The 13,993-nt window shown below is 70.2% G+C and carries 16 protein-coding genes and 1 pseudogene; 11 read left to right on the top strand and 6 right to left on the bottom strand.

Translation table 11 applies throughout. The features are described 5' to 3' along the window. Positions 1-217: 217 nt before the first annotated feature. From AB0C02_RS32750 to AB0C02_RS32740, 3 genes are all read left to right on the top strand, one after another. Positions 218-436 (top strand): hypothetical protein, encoded by a 219-nt coding sequence (locus AB0C02_RS32750; RefSeq protein WP_357553089.1) that lies wholly within the window; start codon positions 218-220, stop codon positions 434-436. A 226-nt stretch (positions 437-662) separates the two neighbouring features. Continuing rightward, positions 663-1,505 (top strand): HK97 family phage prohead protease, encoded by an 843-nt coding sequence (locus AB0C02_RS32745; protein WP_357553088.1) that lies wholly within the window; start codon positions 663-665, stop codon positions 1,503-1,505. Between the two features lie 11 nt (positions 1,506-1,516). Further along, positions 1,517-2,959 carry a phage major capsid protein gene (locus AB0C02_RS32740; protein WP_357553087.1) on the top strand — a complete coding sequence of 481 codons (1,443 nt, stop codon included), beginning with the start codon at positions 1,517-1,519 and terminating at the stop codon, positions 2,957-2,959. Positions 2,960-3,586: 627 nt separating this feature from the next. Here AB0C02_RS32740 and AB0C02_RS32735 read toward each other — a convergent pair. Beyond that, positions 3,587-3,886 carry a hypothetical protein gene (locus tag AB0C02_RS32735; RefSeq protein WP_357553086.1) on the bottom strand — a complete coding sequence of 100 codons (300 nt, stop codon included), beginning with the start codon at positions 3,884-3,886 and terminating at the stop codon, positions 3,587-3,589. Between the two features lie 711 nt (positions 3,887-4,597). Next, complete coding sequence (locus AB0C02_RS32730; protein ID WP_357553085.1) at positions 4,598-4,819, bottom strand: hypothetical protein; 222 nt, start codon at positions 4,817-4,819, stop codon at positions 4,598-4,600. Between the two features lie 187 nt (positions 4,820-5,006). Here AB0C02_RS32730 and AB0C02_RS32725 point away from each other — a divergent pair, with 187 nt between their 5' ends. Continuing rightward, a complete protein-coding gene (locus AB0C02_RS32725; protein ID WP_357553084.1) occupies positions 5,007-5,258 on the top strand; it encodes a hypothetical protein in 252 nt (83 codons plus the stop codon). A gap of 49 nt (positions 5,259-5,307) precedes the next feature. On the opposite strand, the gene AB0C02_RS32720 is transcribed toward AB0C02_RS32725, so the two are convergent. Continuing rightward, the gene (locus tag AB0C02_RS32720) at positions 5,308-5,511 is read right to left on the bottom strand and encodes an MmcQ/YjbR family DNA-binding protein (protein WP_357553083.1); all 204 of its coding nucleotides are present in this window, start codon (positions 5,509-5,511) and stop codon (positions 5,308-5,310) included. 110 nt (positions 5,512-5,621) lie between these two features. Further along, a complete protein-coding gene (locus AB0C02_RS32715; RefSeq protein ID WP_357553082.1) occupies positions 5,622-7,910 on the bottom strand; it encodes a hypothetical protein in 2,289 nt (762 codons plus the stop codon). Between the two features lie 148 nt (positions 7,911-8,058). Here AB0C02_RS32715 and AB0C02_RS32710 point away from each other — a divergent pair, with 148 nt between their 5' ends. The 5 genes from AB0C02_RS32710 to hypF are packed head-to-tail and all read left to right on the top strand — an operon-like array spanning position 8,059 to position 12,226. After that, positions 8,059-8,436 (top strand): helix-turn-helix transcriptional regulator, encoded by a 378-nt coding sequence (locus tag AB0C02_RS32710; RefSeq protein WP_357553081.1) that lies wholly within the window; start codon positions 8,059-8,061, stop codon positions 8,434-8,436. A 10-nt stretch (positions 8,437-8,446) separates the two neighbouring features. Next, positions 8,447-9,061, top strand: coding sequence for an SIS domain-containing protein (locus AB0C02_RS32705; protein ID WP_357553080.1), 615 nt, complete (start codon positions 8,447-8,449; stop codon positions 9,059-9,061). Then, a complete protein-coding gene (locus tag AB0C02_RS32700) occupies positions 9,058-9,285 on the top strand; it encodes a HypC/HybG/HupF family hydrogenase formation chaperone (protein WP_357553079.1) in 228 nt (75 codons plus the stop codon). The genes AB0C02_RS32705 and AB0C02_RS32700 overlap by 4 nt, the downstream gene beginning before the upstream one ends. Continuing rightward, positions 9,282-9,947, top strand: coding sequence for an SIS domain-containing protein (locus AB0C02_RS32695; RefSeq protein WP_357553078.1), 666 nt, complete (start codon positions 9,282-9,284; stop codon positions 9,945-9,947). The genes AB0C02_RS32700 and AB0C02_RS32695 overlap by 4 nt, the downstream gene beginning before the upstream one ends. Positions 9,948-9,955: 8 nt before the next feature. After that, positions 9,956-12,226, top strand: a complete 2,271-nt coding sequence (hypF, locus tag AB0C02_RS32690; RefSeq protein WP_357553077.1) for a carbamoyltransferase HypF — start codon at positions 9,956-9,958, stop codon at positions 12,224-12,226. A 56-nt stretch (positions 12,227-12,282) separates the two neighbouring features. Here the strand turns inward: hypF and AB0C02_RS32685 are convergent, their stop codons facing one another. Together AB0C02_RS32685 and AB0C02_RS32680 are read right to left on the bottom strand one after the other, a co-directional pair. Next, on the bottom strand, positions 12,283-12,957 hold the full coding sequence (locus AB0C02_RS32685; RefSeq protein WP_357553090.1) for an integrase core domain-containing protein: 675 nt from the start codon (positions 12,955-12,957) through the stop codon (positions 12,283-12,285). Positions 12,958-13,065: 108 nt separating this feature from the next. After that, positions 13,066-13,236 carry a hypothetical protein gene (locus tag AB0C02_RS32680; RefSeq protein WP_357553076.1) on the bottom strand — a complete coding sequence of 57 codons (171 nt, stop codon included), beginning with the start codon at positions 13,234-13,236 and terminating at the stop codon, positions 13,066-13,068. A 249-nt stretch (positions 13,237-13,485) separates the two neighbouring features. On the opposite strand from AB0C02_RS32680, the pseudogene AB0C02_RS32675 reads away from it, so the two are divergent. Further along, a pseudogene (locus AB0C02_RS32675) lies at positions 13,486-13,728 on the top strand (alpha/beta hydrolase fold domain-containing protein); the annotation flags it as partial. A gap of 73 nt (positions 13,729-13,801) precedes the next feature. Next, on the top strand, positions 13,802-13,993 hold a 192-nt coding region (locus tag AB0C02_RS32670), incomplete at its 3' end, for a hypothetical protein (RefSeq protein WP_357553091.1).

Raw genomic sequence — 13,993 nt, 5'->3', positions numbered from 1 at the left:
GTCACCGCCGCCACCAGCACAAAACCGAAAGGTGGCACGAAGAAAACGAAGACTTCGAATAACCCGAGGCCACGCCGAACCGGTTAAAGATCAAGGTGAGGCGATGTTCCAAATTTACGGCACCACATGCCATCTGTGTGGCCACGGTGGAGCGACGGAGGCCGACCACCTCACTCCGATCCGGGACCTGCCGAACCAAACCCCGGACCCTCACGCGATGCGGCCAGCCCACGGGGCCCTCTACCGGCGGGCCGACGGGTCGATTCTGCGGGACAGCCGGTGCCCCACCTGCGGCAAGGCGTGCAATCAGAGTCGTGGGGCGAAGCCGTTGTCCGGTGTGGCCGCCCCCGAGGTTGAGGACGATGGTTTCGGCGAGGACTACGAGGACGACTTCACGGGTGTCGGTGGCGGCGACGACTACAGCGACCGGATATGACCGCAGGCATATCAGCTCGATCCCGCATTAAATCGCATGATTTCCCGGAATTGAGCCTCCGGCCCGGCACGCGGTTATCGGCCGACCGACCCGACACCCGGAGGCCCCTTTCCACCCCGAGCGAGTTCCTGAATCGGCCGAACTGGGAATTGCGTTGGTCGGGGAGTGCGAATTGAGGATCAAGGGCCTCGCGGTCGTCCGGGCTGGAGCGCCTGCCGTTCGCCCGATGACCCGCGATGACAGCTCGTCGGAGCTGACCACCGAGGACGGCATGCCCGTCATGGAGGTCCGGTTCAGCCCGTTCAACGAGTGGTACGAGATCAACTCGTGGTACGAGGGCCGGTTCCTGGAGCGGACGGTTCCAGGGGCCTTCAAGAACACCATCAACGGGCTGCGCCAGGCCGACGGGTCCAGCGGCGTCAAGGTGATGTTCAACCACGGCATGGACTTCACGATCGGGGACAAGCTGCTCGGCAAGGCGTCCGACCTGCGCGAGGGCAGCCAGTCGCCCGAGATGTTCGTCCCGTTGTTCGACACCTCGTATAACCGCGACCTGATCCCGGGTCTGCGGGCCGGCGCCTACGGGTCGAGCTTCATGTTCGAGGTCATCCGGGACTCGTGGAACCACGAACCGGAGAAGAGCGACTCCAACCCCGAGGGGCTGCCCGAGCGGACCATTCAGGAGGTCCGCCTTCTGGAAGCCGGCCCCGTCACCTGGCCCGCCAACCCGGCGGCCACCGCAGGACTTCGCTCCGCGTGCGTCACCGACGCGATGTTGGAGCGGATGAAGGACCGCGACCCGAACCGCTTCGGCGACCTGTCGCGATCCTTCGACGCCTTCCGGTCCCTGAACAAGCTCCAGGGCCAGGAGGGCATGCCCGAGCAGACCGCCCCGACACCCGGCACCGAGCCGCGCCGTCAGGCTGGCCAGGACCCTCGCGGGCCTGTGGCCGCCTCGACACCCGGCACCGAGCCGCGCCGTCAAGCAGGTCGAAGCCCGGCAGTTCAGAACGCAGCACGGCGCTACGCCGAACTGTTGACTTCGATCGCCCGCATGTCGGGTGAGTAGGGGAAATGGAAATGGACAAGGACCAGATCAAGAAGCGTCAGCGTGAGATCGCCGACGAACTCAAGAAGCTGCTCGCCGAGGCCGGAGACGGCCAGTTCACCGACGAGCAGGACCAGCGGTTCAAGGAACTGGACGAGGAGTCCCGCGACAACGAGGCCCGGCTGGAGACGATCGAGGCTCGCGCCGAGGCCGAGCGCCGGCAGAAGCGGGTGCAGCAGTCCCGGGCGAAGTGGGGCAGCCTGCAGACCGGTACGCCGAAGGTCGACCCGTTCCACGACCTCGACGTCCGCCGGGCCGACACGCAGACCGTTCTGTCCCGGGCCAGGGGCTTGGTCGGCGAGGAGCGCTCCGAGGTCACCGAGCACCTGTCCAGCGAGCAGCGGTCCCACGTCGACAAGCTCCTGCGCAAGTCGAACGAGGCGTACGAGGGCAGCCAAGTCGCCCGGCACCTGCTCGCGACCTCGCGGGAGGAGTACCGCAGCGCGTTCCAGAAGGTCCTCGCGGGGCACACCGACACGCTGGACGAGGCCGAGCGCCGAGCGGTCGCCGAGGTCCGGGCCCTGTCGGTGGGCACCGACTCGGCTGGCGGTTTCGCGGTCCCGGTCCTGATCGACCCGACGATCATCATGACCGCACAGGGTTCGCCGAACCCGGTGATGCGGCTGGCCCGGGTCGAGCAGATCACCACCAACAAGTGGCGTGGCCTGAACTCGGCCGGCATGACCTGGGGCTTCAAGGCCGAGGGCGCGGTGTCGGCCGACAACAGCCCGACCATCGCGCAGCCGGTGATCCGGGCCCACCGGGCCGACGGGTTCATTCCGTACTCGATGGAGGTCGAGATGGACTGGCCGTCGTTCGCCTCCGACATGTCCCGAGTGTTCGCCTCCGGCTACAACGAGCTGCTCGCGCAGAAGCTCACCATCGGTGCCGGTGACGGGTCGAACGAGCCGCTCGGTCTGGTGACCGCCCTCAACACGGTTGGCGGGTCGAAGGTCCAGGTGGCCACGGCGGCCACGATCGCCCCGAACGACATCTACGGGCTGTGGAAGAAGCTCCCGGCTGCGTTCCGGATGCGGGCGACCACCGCGTGGATGTCCAACACCGGGATCGAGAACGTCATCCGGCAGTTCGGTGCCGGTGCCAACGCGGATGCGAACTTCTCGGTGAACATCACCCAGGACGGCATCTCGCGGCTACTCGGCAAGGAGTACGCGAACAACGACTTCATGGCCGACATGCCGGCCGCGACCGGCACCGAGCTGCTGGCGATCCTAGGCGACTTCCAGCACTACGTGGTCGCGCAGCGAATGGGCATGACGGTCGAGCGGTTGCAGATGCTGTTCGACCCGGCGACCGGCAGCCCGACCGGCAAGCGGGGCATGGTCGCCTACGCCCGGGTCGGTGGCGGCCTGGTCGACGGCGGTGCCGGTTTCAAGAACCTCACCAACAAGTGATCGGATCTCGCCCGGGGCCCCTGCCGTTCGCATACCGGAACCAGGGCCCCGAGGCGAGCCGGGCCAGCATCCCGAGAAGGATGCGAGCAATGCGCCTGTGACTTTCTCGTCTGGCCGCCGTGCCAAGCGACTGCCCGCCAGCTCCAGCTCAACACCGGTTCCCGGACCATCAACGAGCTTCGGGAGAAGGACCAGCTACGCCCGGCCGACTGGGGCGACGTGCCGATGAAGAGACCGGCCCCGGCCTTGCCAGCCCAACGGGCCTGACCGGGGCCTTCAGCGCCTCGTCGAACCGGCCGAGCCGCAGCCGGGTCTGAGGGGGTTCTCTGTTCGCGCGGTTGGCCGCCCGACGGAACCGTGAACCGGTGGTGGCCGGTGTTGCCGCGGTGAACCTGAACTTCTCGGCGACCAGCCGCGTGATGCGCTCTTTCCAGAGTCATCGTCACTCTGGAAGGGTGGGTTGCCGATTAGCAGCATGTTGACGAAGTTGGCGAACATCTTGTACATGCCGGGCCGGTTGTGGACCGGCATCTCGTCCTTCAGCTTGTCGAGAACCTCCTTCTTCATGCATAGACGAGGCCGGGGCCCCGGGTGTCGATGAACACCCGGGGCCCCGGCCTTGTTCAGCTAGGACCGGTTGGCTCTGGGGTGCCGTCTGCGGAAGATGGCCCCGATGGCCCCGATCGCGGCGGCAGCCACCGCGACGATCGCGCTGATCGCCGCCTGCGCGATGCTGCCCATCTGGTGGGCGTTGGCCAGCGCGATCCCGAAGATCGAGCCGATCGCCACCGAGCTGACCAGCACGAGCCCGACCGTCAGAACGGTGTCGCTCGTGGTCGGCGTCGTCGCCGTGTCCTTGCTCGGCCTTCTCGTGTTGGGGACCGCCCCGGGCTGGTTCTGGACAGGGGTCCTCGTTACCGTTGTCACCTGGTCTCGTTCCTCCATAGCAGTGTCCTTGCTCGGGCAGAGGTGGACGTGGCCTGTCAGGGCGGCCCCTGGGATGCGACCCCAGGGGTGCCCGCCTTGACGTCTATCTAAGGTGGCCACGTTCGCCGATGCCTGACTGTAACCGGCGTCGCAGACACATCTACGGCGTCGACTTGTGCGCCTCCCCGTCGTACCCAACCGGTCGGCCTTTCTCGTAACCCGCCTATGCGCCAGTCCTCCAGCGGTTGTTCACCTCAGTCCGTCGCTGCCGGAGACCGCGACGAGCGCCGAGAAGGGCAAGTGGAGTACGCCACTGAGGAGGCGCGGCGGCTCGTCGCCCAAGTTGACGAGGACCCGTTGGAACCGCTGACCGGCCCGTACTGGGTTGCGATTCAGGCCCAAGACCTGATCAGGTCTCGCAACGCCGGGCCGCTCATGACGTCACCTGTGGACTGCTTGGAGGACATCGTGCGAGTTGAACCAGGCGATCGGCGCGCTGCTGCCTGAGCACGAGCACTGCAAGGTGCCTTGCAAGGTCTGCAGGTTCGACTACTGGGCGGGGACGTCGGCCAGGCCCGGCAGCTACACGACATCGCGGAGGATCACGCCTGCCAGCCCGCCGACTGATTCACGGAAAGCCAGAGGCCCTGGGGGTATGACGACTGCCCCCGGGACCTCTCCGTGTCTCCGTGTGGCTCCGAGATGTCTCGTCTACCCCTGCTCGTCCTCGTCTGCCAGCCGGGGGCGACGGTGCTCGGCGATGTACTGCACGACGTCGGAGCGCAGCCAGACCGAGCCGAGCTGCAAGGTCTGAAACGGCTTCGGGAATGCCGGGTGCAAGATGATCTGCCGGAATCGCGACCGGCCAACCCCGAGCATCTCCTGAATCTCGGCTGGCCCGACGAGCGGGCCCGGCACCTCACCCTCACCCATGCCAACGACGGTAGACATGAACCGGTCTACCCATCCTGGCGCGCACACATGCACCTGCCCACGTGAGCGCGTCAGGATTGACAGGGGGGTAATGGAGGGTGTGCGATCGGTAGCAGGCCCCCGCCTGCTGGAGCCCGAGGCCGGTGGGCGGGGGTGCCGCACCCCAGAACCGGGACCTGGAGGCGAGATGGACCCTGAAACCGAACTGGCCGGGCTGCGGGAGCGCGTGAAGGGGCTGGAGTCGTCGCTGCTGGCCGCCCGCCGGGAGCTGTTCGACGCCCGTAGCCGGCTGGCGATCATCGCGCGGGTGATGGAGGACTTCGAGCGGGTGAAACGGGCCCCTGGGGTGGCGTTCGGAGCGGTGCGCGCCGCGATCTACAACCAGACCGAAAACCTGCGGCCCCCGAACCGGGGGAGGGCCTACACGCGACCCCGGTAGAGCTGTCGAGTCCCGGCCCCGGGCGGTCGGGGCTCACGCGTAGCCGGGGTCAGGCCCCGGCAGTGGGCACCCCACCCAGCGACAGGTGTGGGAACTCGTCGTGGTGGTGCCCCTCCGGCCACAGCTGCACGAAGGATTTCCTGCCGTTGACGAACCACGTCGGCGTGCCGTGGCTGGGGCGTTCGGTCACCTCGGGAAACGTGGTGCAGATCCGCCGTACCTGATCGAGCAGGTCTACCTCTTCGCTGGCCACGGGTGCCTCCCGGCGGTCGAACGGCGTGGCCGCAGTCTATGCCCGTACGCGAGCGAGACCTGGCCTCCCCGGGTGCGTGACCGGTTGATCGCCGGGGTGTCGGCGGACGGTCACGCCGGCGGCGGCTCCGGTCCCGCCACGGGATTGTTCGTGCCGCCCTGGCCGGCCCGGCCGGCGAGGGCGGCGAGTTCCCGTACGGTCGCCTGGTATTCCGGCTGAGTGTGGTAGGGCCAGTGGCCTTCCAGCGGCGGTGGCACGGTGTCGGCCGGGTCGATGGTCATGGCGCGGGGGTCGCGGAGCCGGATGTCGACGGACCCGGTCGCCGGTTTGTCGCAGGCCGGCCGCGCGCCCCGGTGGTGCTCGAAGAGGGGACCCCCGATCGGGTCGGTGTCCCGCCAGAGGTTGCGCCACCGCCAGTCGAGCCGGTCACCCAGGTCGCACAGCACCTGATCCCCAAGGTAGGCCGGATAGAGGCGGGCATAGATGCGGCGCAGGGGGCAGCCGTGGGTCAGTAGCGCGACGTTGCCCAGGGCGGCCGGTGGCAGTTGCAGGATGGTGGCCGCCGCCAGGACGGAGCCGTGGCTGTGGCCGGAGATGACCACCGGTCCCCGCGCGGCGAGCGCGGCCACCCGCTTGGTCAGTTCGGGCACCGCCCGAGCGGCGTAGCAGGGCGGCGCGAAGGGGTGCACGGTGCGGGGCCAGAAGGTGCCCAGGTCCCACAGGACCGCCACGAGGCGGCGGGTCTCGCGCGAGCGGTACGCGCGGTAGCCCAGGAAGAGGAGGCCGACGACGAGCAGGCTGATGACCCAGATTCCGGCGTCGGTGAGGTACGCGGCGAGCATTCCGATGCCGCGGTACTGCCCGCTGAGCCGGGCCGCAAGCTGAGTGGGACCGATCCCGAGCAGGTCGAGTGCGACGGTGGCCAGGCCCAACGAAGAGATCACGAAGAACGCGATCAGCATCGGGCCCAGCTCGTCGGTCAGGCGGGACCTGGCGATGGTCTTCCGGACCAGGCGCACCCGGGCCGCCGCGTCCGGTGGCGCGTGCGGGTAGTCCTGCTCGACGATGCGTTCGGCCCGGGCGTCTCGCCGCCAACGGGTGGACAGGTACGTCGCGGAGGCGGTTGCGGCCACCAGCAGTAGCGCGACGAGTCCGGCGATCGCCGCCCACCAGTACGCGACCGGCGGCACCAGGGGACCGTAGGAGGGCGGGTTCGGCGAGATCGGATCGGGGATGAAGCCCCGGTCGAGATAGTCGGCGACGCGGAAATCGATTGTTGCGGTGAAGGCCGCGGCGACGCTGACCGACAACGCCGCCACGACCGGTGTGCCGAGTCCGCGCAGCAACGGTTGACTGCCGGTCGGATTCGCCTTCTGGCGGGCGAGGGTGACCACGGCGATGGCCACCAGCAGGACGCCATGCGTCGCGATCAGGCCGCCGACGCTGCCCTCGTAGCCCGGCAACTGCCCGACCACCGGCTGCACCGAGCGGGCCAGCGCGGCGTAGGCGAGGCTCAGGACGGTCACCACGGCAACGGTCAGCCACAGCGGGCGCAGGAGGCGACGGGCCTGCGCTGGGCTGGTCGGCACGGGCAGGCAGAGCAGCACTGCACAGAACACCACCAGGGCGGCGGCGGTGTAGAGCAGCAACGGGCCGATCACGCTGCGCCCGCCGGTGACCCCGGCGAGCAGGCTGACGTCGACCGTGCCGGCGCCGATCCCGACGTGGATCTGGCGCAGCCAGGAGGTGATCCGCTCGTCGTCCCAGAACCCGGGCGTGGTGAGGCTCTCGGTCAGCTCCGAGGGCTTCGGCTCCGGTGAGCCCGGGCCGAAGCCCTCGAACGCCCGCGCCGACCGGGCGCCGATCGCCCAGAACAGACGCAGCGTCACCAGCGGAATCAGCGACAGCAGGGCCAGGCGCGGACCCATCGGCAGCACCACGAGCCAGGACAGGTAGGCGCGGCCGGCGCGGCACTCGGCGTACGGCACGCACTGCCAGCCGACAAGGTTCACCGTGGCCCCGACGATCGCGAGCATGAGGGCGGCGGTGAGGCTGCCGGCGAGCAGGCGGCACAGTGCGCCGAGCAGACCGAACCGGTCGTTTGGCGTGGGGCGCAGCCAGATCGCGAGGTTGACCAGCATGAACGGCAACAGCAGCAGCATGGACGCGGTGCGCGCGGCGGCGCCGGCGGTCAGGGCGCCCCAGCGGTACGCCTCGACGGCGATCCCGGGGGTGGCGCCCCCGGCCGCGCCGGTCTCCGGGCGGGGCCGGTAGAACCCGGCGTACCGGTCCCCGGCGACGCGCACCACGATCGGGTGATCGAGGATCTTGTCGGCCGAGGCGCCCGACACCCCGTGTACGCGCAGCTCGACGGCCTCACCCCCCGGTGCTTCGCCCACGCGGTCAGGGTCACAGACCGGCGATGCCGTCCGCTGCTGAATCCCTTGATTCGCCCGCACCCCGAATAGGAGAACCCGGCATACCCCACCCATATCTGTGCTTAGCTGCGCAAAGCAACAGTGGCCCGCGTCGGGGGAGGGATCGAGCATGCAGGGACGTGAGCTGCGCGGCCTCCTGCACCCGTTCCTCCTGCTGCTGATCCTTGAACGGCCCGGCCACGGGTACGACCTGATCGAGCGACTCGCGGCGATGGGCGTGTCCGACGTCGAGCCGGGTCACGTCTACCGGGTGCTCCGCGGCTTGGAGCGGGACCGGTCGGTGACGTCGGCCTGGCAGACCGACGGCGGGGGGCCGGCGCGCCGGTGCTACACGCTGACCGCCAAGGGCCGCGACGACCTGGGCTCGTGGGTCACCGACCTGGCGTACCTCAACCAGGTCATCGGCGCCTGCCTGCGGCGCTCGGCGGACGCTGTCGAGCGGGCCCGTGGCGGGCATCGCGATCCGTACGCCGCCGTCCGAAGGTGACTGGAGGACCATGCCATCGTCCGTGATCCCGGCGGTCGACCGCGCGTTCGCCCGCCGGCTGGCGCCCGGGGAAGCGCTCGCCGCCGACGCGCAGCGGATCGCGCGCACCTGCTACGAGATGGCCGTGCGTTTCCACCACGGCGGCAAACTGATCGTGTTCGGCAACGGCGGGCCGGCCACCGACGCCCAGCACGTCGTGGTCGAGTTCGTCCACCCGGTCATCGTGGGCAAGCGGGCCCTGCCGGCGATCTCGCTGACCAACGACGCCGCCACCCTCACCGGGATCGCCCGCGCCGACGGCTTCGACGAGGTGTTCGCCGCGCAGTTGCGGCTGCTCGCCGCGCCCGAGGACATCGCGCTCGGCCTGTCGGCCGACGGCCGGTGCGCCAACGTACGCCGGGGCCTCGCCACGGCCCGCGACCTCGGCCTGCTCACCGTCGGCCTGCTCGGCGGCGACGGCGGCGACATCGCCCGCGACGCGGTCGCCGACCACGTCGTCGTCGCCCGCTGCGACGATCCGTGCATCGTCAAGGAGGTGCACGTGACGATCTACCACGTGCTGTGGGAACTGGTGCACGTGTTCTTCGAGCATTCGGGGCTGCTGGACCGCGAGGAGATCCGGTGAAACCATCGACCGCGCCGGAATGCCACGGCGACGACCACTGCGTCACCTGCTCCGACGCGGCGGTGGCCGTCCGGGTGCGCGAGCTGACGGGCGACGGCCTGGCCGTCGTCGACACCGACGCCGGTCCGGAGGAGGTCAGCGTCGCCCTGGTCGAGGTGGAGCCGGGCGACATCGTGCTGGTGCACGCCAAGGAGGCCATCGCCGTGGTGGGCAGGGCCCGTTGAGCACCCGGGTCGAGGGCGCCCTCGGGGCGCTCTATCCGTTCCTCGACGCCCGTCCGGCCGACGTCGACGCGGTGCTCGCCGCGGTCGCGACGTCCACCGCCGAGAAGGCGGCGGAGATCGTGGCGCTGCGCAGGTCCCTGGTCGCCGAGCACGGGCAGCGGTTGGTCGACTGCGCCCGCCGGTGCGCCGCGGCCTTCACCGCCGGCGGCACGCTGTACGCCTTCGGCAACGGCGGAAGCAGCACCGACGCTCAGGACGTCGCGCAGCTGTTCCTGCACCCACCGACGGCCGCCCGCCCGCTGCCGGCCATCTCGCTGACCCACGACGTCGCCCTGATCACGGCGCTGGCCAACGACGTGGGGTTCGACGTGGTTTTCGCCCGGCAGGTGGCGGCGTTCGGCCGCGCCGGGGACATCGCGGTCGGGTTGTCCACGAGCGGGGGATCGGCCAACGTCCTGCGGGGCCTCGCGGAGGCGGCCCAGCGGGGCATGGTGACGATCGGTATCGCCGGCTACGAGGGCGGCCGGCTGGCCGAATCCGACGTCGTCGACCACCTGTTCGTGGTGCCGTCAGTATCCGTGCACCGCGTGCAGGAGGCGCAGACCACGCTCTATCACGTGCTCTGGGAACTCACCCAGCAGGCCCTGGCCGGCGAACTCTGACGGCAGCCATGGACCTGACCAGCGTGGAGCGGCTCCACGTCCGCGTCGAGGGCATCGTGCAGGGTGTCGGCTTCCGCCCGTTCGTGCACGCGCTCGCCACGGAATACCGCCTCGCGGGGTTCGTCGGCAACGACACCGGCGGCGTCTTCGCCGAGGTCGAGGGGGACGGGCACCGGCTGGCCGCCTTCGTCGCGGACCTCAGTCGGCGCGCACCGGCGCTGGCCCAGGTGGAGCGGGTCACCACCGAGACCGTCGCGCCGACCGGGCAGCCCGGCTTCATCATCGTCACCAGCGTCACCGGCGCCGGCCGGGACGTCCTGATCTCCCCGGACACCGCCACCTGCCCGGACTGCCTGACGGAGCTGTCCGACCCGACCGACCGCCGGCACGGCTATCCGTTCACGAACTGCACCAACTGCGGCCCACGGTTCAGCATCGTCACGGACGTGCCGTACGACCGCCGCACCACCACCATGGCCGAGTTCCCGCTCTGCCCGGACTGCGCCGCCGAGTACGCCGATCCGACGAACCGCCGATTCCACGCCGAGCCGGTGTGCTGCCCCGCGTGCGGTCCCGCCCTGCGGCTGATCACCGCGGCCGGCGACCCGGTCCACAGCCCGCCCCTCGACACCGCCGTGCGGTGGCTGCGCGACGGCCGGATCGTCGCGGTCAAGGGCATCGGCGGCTACCACCTGGCCGTCCGCGCCGACGACGAACGGGCCGTCTCCGCGCTGCGCGCCCGCAAGCGCCGGGAGGAGAAACCGTTCGCCGTCATGGCCGCCGATCTGCCGACGGCCCGCGCCCTGGTCGACGTGCCGCCGGCGGCGGTGCCGGTGCTCACCGGCGCCCGCCGTCCCGTGGTGCTGCTGCCCCGCCGACCGGACGCCCCGGTCGCCGCGTCGGTAGCGCCGGACAACCGCGACCTGGGCGTCATGCTGCCGTACACGCCGTTGCACCAGCTGCTGGTCGGCCGGCTCGGCACGCCGATCGTGCTGACCAGCGGCAACGCCTCCGACGAGCCGATCGCCCACCGCGACGACGACGCCCGCACGCGGCTGGCGGGCATCGCCGACGGCTTCCTGACCCACGACCGGCGCATCCACGTGCGCACCGACGACTCCGTGGTCCGCGTGTTCCGGGCCCGGGAACTGCCGGTGCGGCGGTCCCGGGGGTACGTGCCCGCGCCGGTGCCCGTGCCGTGGCGGTTCGACCGCCCGGTGCTGGCCTGCGGCGCGGAGCTGAAGAACACGTTCTGCCTGGCGAAGGGGCGCCGCGCGTTCGTCTCGCACCACATCGGCGACCTGGAGAACTACGAGACGCTTCGCGCGTTCACCGACGGCATCGCGCACTTCGGTCGACTCTTCGACATCCGGCCGCAGGTCGTCGCCCACGACCTGCACCCCGAGTACCTGTCGACGAAGTACGCACGGCAACGCGAGGACGTCGAGCTGGTCGGCGTGCAGCACCACCACGCCCACATCGCCGCCTGCCTGGCCGACAACGGCGAGCCCGGCCCGGTGATCGGCGTCGCGTTCGACGGTCTCGGGTTCGGCACGGACGGCACGCTCTGGGGTGGCGAGCTGCTCGTCGCCGACCTGACCGGATTCGAGCGGGTCGGCCACCTCGACGCGGTGCCCATGCCCGGCGGGCCGGCGGCGATCCGCGAGCCGTGGCGGATGGCCGTGGCATACCTCGACGAGGTCTACGGCGACGCGCTGCCGGACCTGCCGGTGCTGCGGCGGCACGAGCGGCGGTGGCCCGCGATGGTGGCGTTGGCACGCAGCGGCTTGAACTCGCCGCGCACCTCCAGCGCGGGCCGGCTGTTCGACGCCGTATCAGCGCTGCTCGACCTGCGCGACCGCGTCAGCTACGAGGGGCAGGCCGCCATCGCCCTGGAGCAGCGGGCGGATCCCACCGAGCGCGGCGGCTACCGGACCGAGGCCGTCGGCCCGCTGCCGCTGGCCGACGTCGGACGCCAGCTCGTCCGGTGCGTGGTGGACGACCTGCGCGCCGGCGTGGACCGGGGCCGGATCGCCGCGCGCTTCCACCATGGCCTGGCCGACGCCGTGGTGCGGGCGGCGACGGTCGTGCGGGAGCGCACCGGCCTGACCGACGTCGCGCTCTCCGGCGGCGTGTTCCAGAACGTGCTGCTGCTCGACCAGGTGGTGTGCGGGCTGGAGGCAGCGGCACTCCGGCCGCTGGTGCACTCGCGAGTGCCGCCGAACGACGGCGGCATCTCCCTCGGCCAAGCCGTGGTGGCCGCCGCCCACCACCGCTGACACGGAACCAGAACGGGCCCCGGGCCTGTGCCTGGCGAGAATTCCATCCGGGCAGGTCAGGCGGCATGTTCGTACTCGTGAAGGATGCCGCCGAGGCGGTCACGTCGGTGGATGTTCAGATGGGCGAGGCGGTCCGGGTCGGTGATCGGTTTGGGTAGTGGTGCGAGTGGACGGGCGTTGGCGAGGACCTGGTGCGGCCGGTGCTCGTTGTAGAAGATCTCGAACTGGTGCAGCACGTGCAGCAGGTGGTGTTGGTTCCAGATCAGTGTGCGGTCGAGCAGCTCCCAGCGGCAGGTTTGCACCCAGCGTTCCATGATCGCGTTCATTCGGGGCATCCGGACGCCGCTGCGCACGACAGTGATCCCCGCGTCGGCGAGGACCTGGTCGAACAGCGCCGGGTACTTCCCGTCCCGGTCGCGGATGAGGTAGCGGACGTTCGGCGCGACGTCCTGCAGGTCCATGACCAGGTTCCGGGCGGCCTGGGTCACCCAGGCGGCGGTCGGGTGTGCGGTTGCGCCGAGGATGCGGATGCGGCGGCTGGCGTGCTCGATGGACGCGAGGATGTACATCCTCGTGCCGGTGATCGTGATCGTCTCGATGAAGTCTGCTGCCAGCATCGCCTCGGCCTGCGCGCGCAGGAACTGCGTCCAGGCGGTGGCGGCCCGGTCCGGTGCGGGATCGATGCCGGCCTCGCGCAGGATCTCCCAGACCGTGGACGCGGCGACTTTCACTCCCAACGGGATGGGCCTAATACTCCAACGTCACTTGCCCTGCGGGCTGACGTGGCGGTCGAGTCTGCGCTGGTAGTGGGATCGCCGGGCTCGGGCTTGGGATGTTCGTCACGAGGTTGACCAATGCAGGGTGTGCGCTGGTGGTAGCGGGAGGGTGAGGACGAAGGCGTTGAGAAGTCGGCGGATCTCGGCGGCGGTCAACGCGATGATCTCCGGGTCGGGGTCGGGCTGTTCGGTGGTGATGGCGGCAAGGACGGTCAGGATGGCCAGGGCGAACATGGCCAGCGTGATGAATCGGTGCCAGCCGGTCCAGCCGCGGACCTGCTAGTGGTCCAGGCCGATCTCGCCTTTGCCGGCCTGGAACAACTCCTCGATGCTCCAACATGAACAGGCCACGCGGACGAGGGCTGCGGCGGCACCGGGCGAGGTGACCAGCATAGGTAGCCAGACGTGGCTGGCCGGGCGGTGGCCCGCCCCCCAGGAGGGCGGCCCAACGGTATACGGGATGGCAGGGCCCACGATGCGAGAATGCCTCCTGTGGCGATTCCCGACCTGAGAGAACTGCGCGAGCAGATCCACGCTCGTAACGGCAAACGGCCCAGAGGGCCCGAGCTGCCGCTCGTGGAAGACTTCCCCGGGCCCGGCGGGCTGGCGTTGCGCCGGTACGGGCACGGCGAGCCGCGTCCCGTGCTGGTGTTCCTACATGGAGGGGCATGGGTCATCGGCGATCTGGACACGCACGATCGCACGTGCCGGCGCATCGCCGCCGCATGCGGAGTCGAGGTGCTCGCCGTGGACTATCGGCTCGCACCCGAGCATCCGTGCCCGGCCGGCAATCGACGACGTGGCCACGGTGCTGCGTTGGGCGCAACCGTGGGCGGTGGCCGGCGACAGCGCGGGCGGCTACCTGGCGACGCTGGCGTGCCTGCGGCTGCGCGATGTGCCAGCGGACACGCAAAAATCTGGGTGGGCGGACGGTTCACTCCGGGCTGATGGACATGAAATCTCCGGGCTGGTGGTCACACGGTCTTCGGGA

Origin of the sequence: Micromonospora sp. NPDC048999, assembly GCF_040649295.1 — a bacterium.
Classification (GTDB): domain Bacteria; phylum Actinomycetota; class Actinomycetes; order Mycobacteriales; family Micromonosporaceae; genus Micromonospora.
The sequence above is the reverse complement of the archived record's forward strand: the minus strand, read 5'-3'. Positions and strand labels throughout refer to the sequence as shown.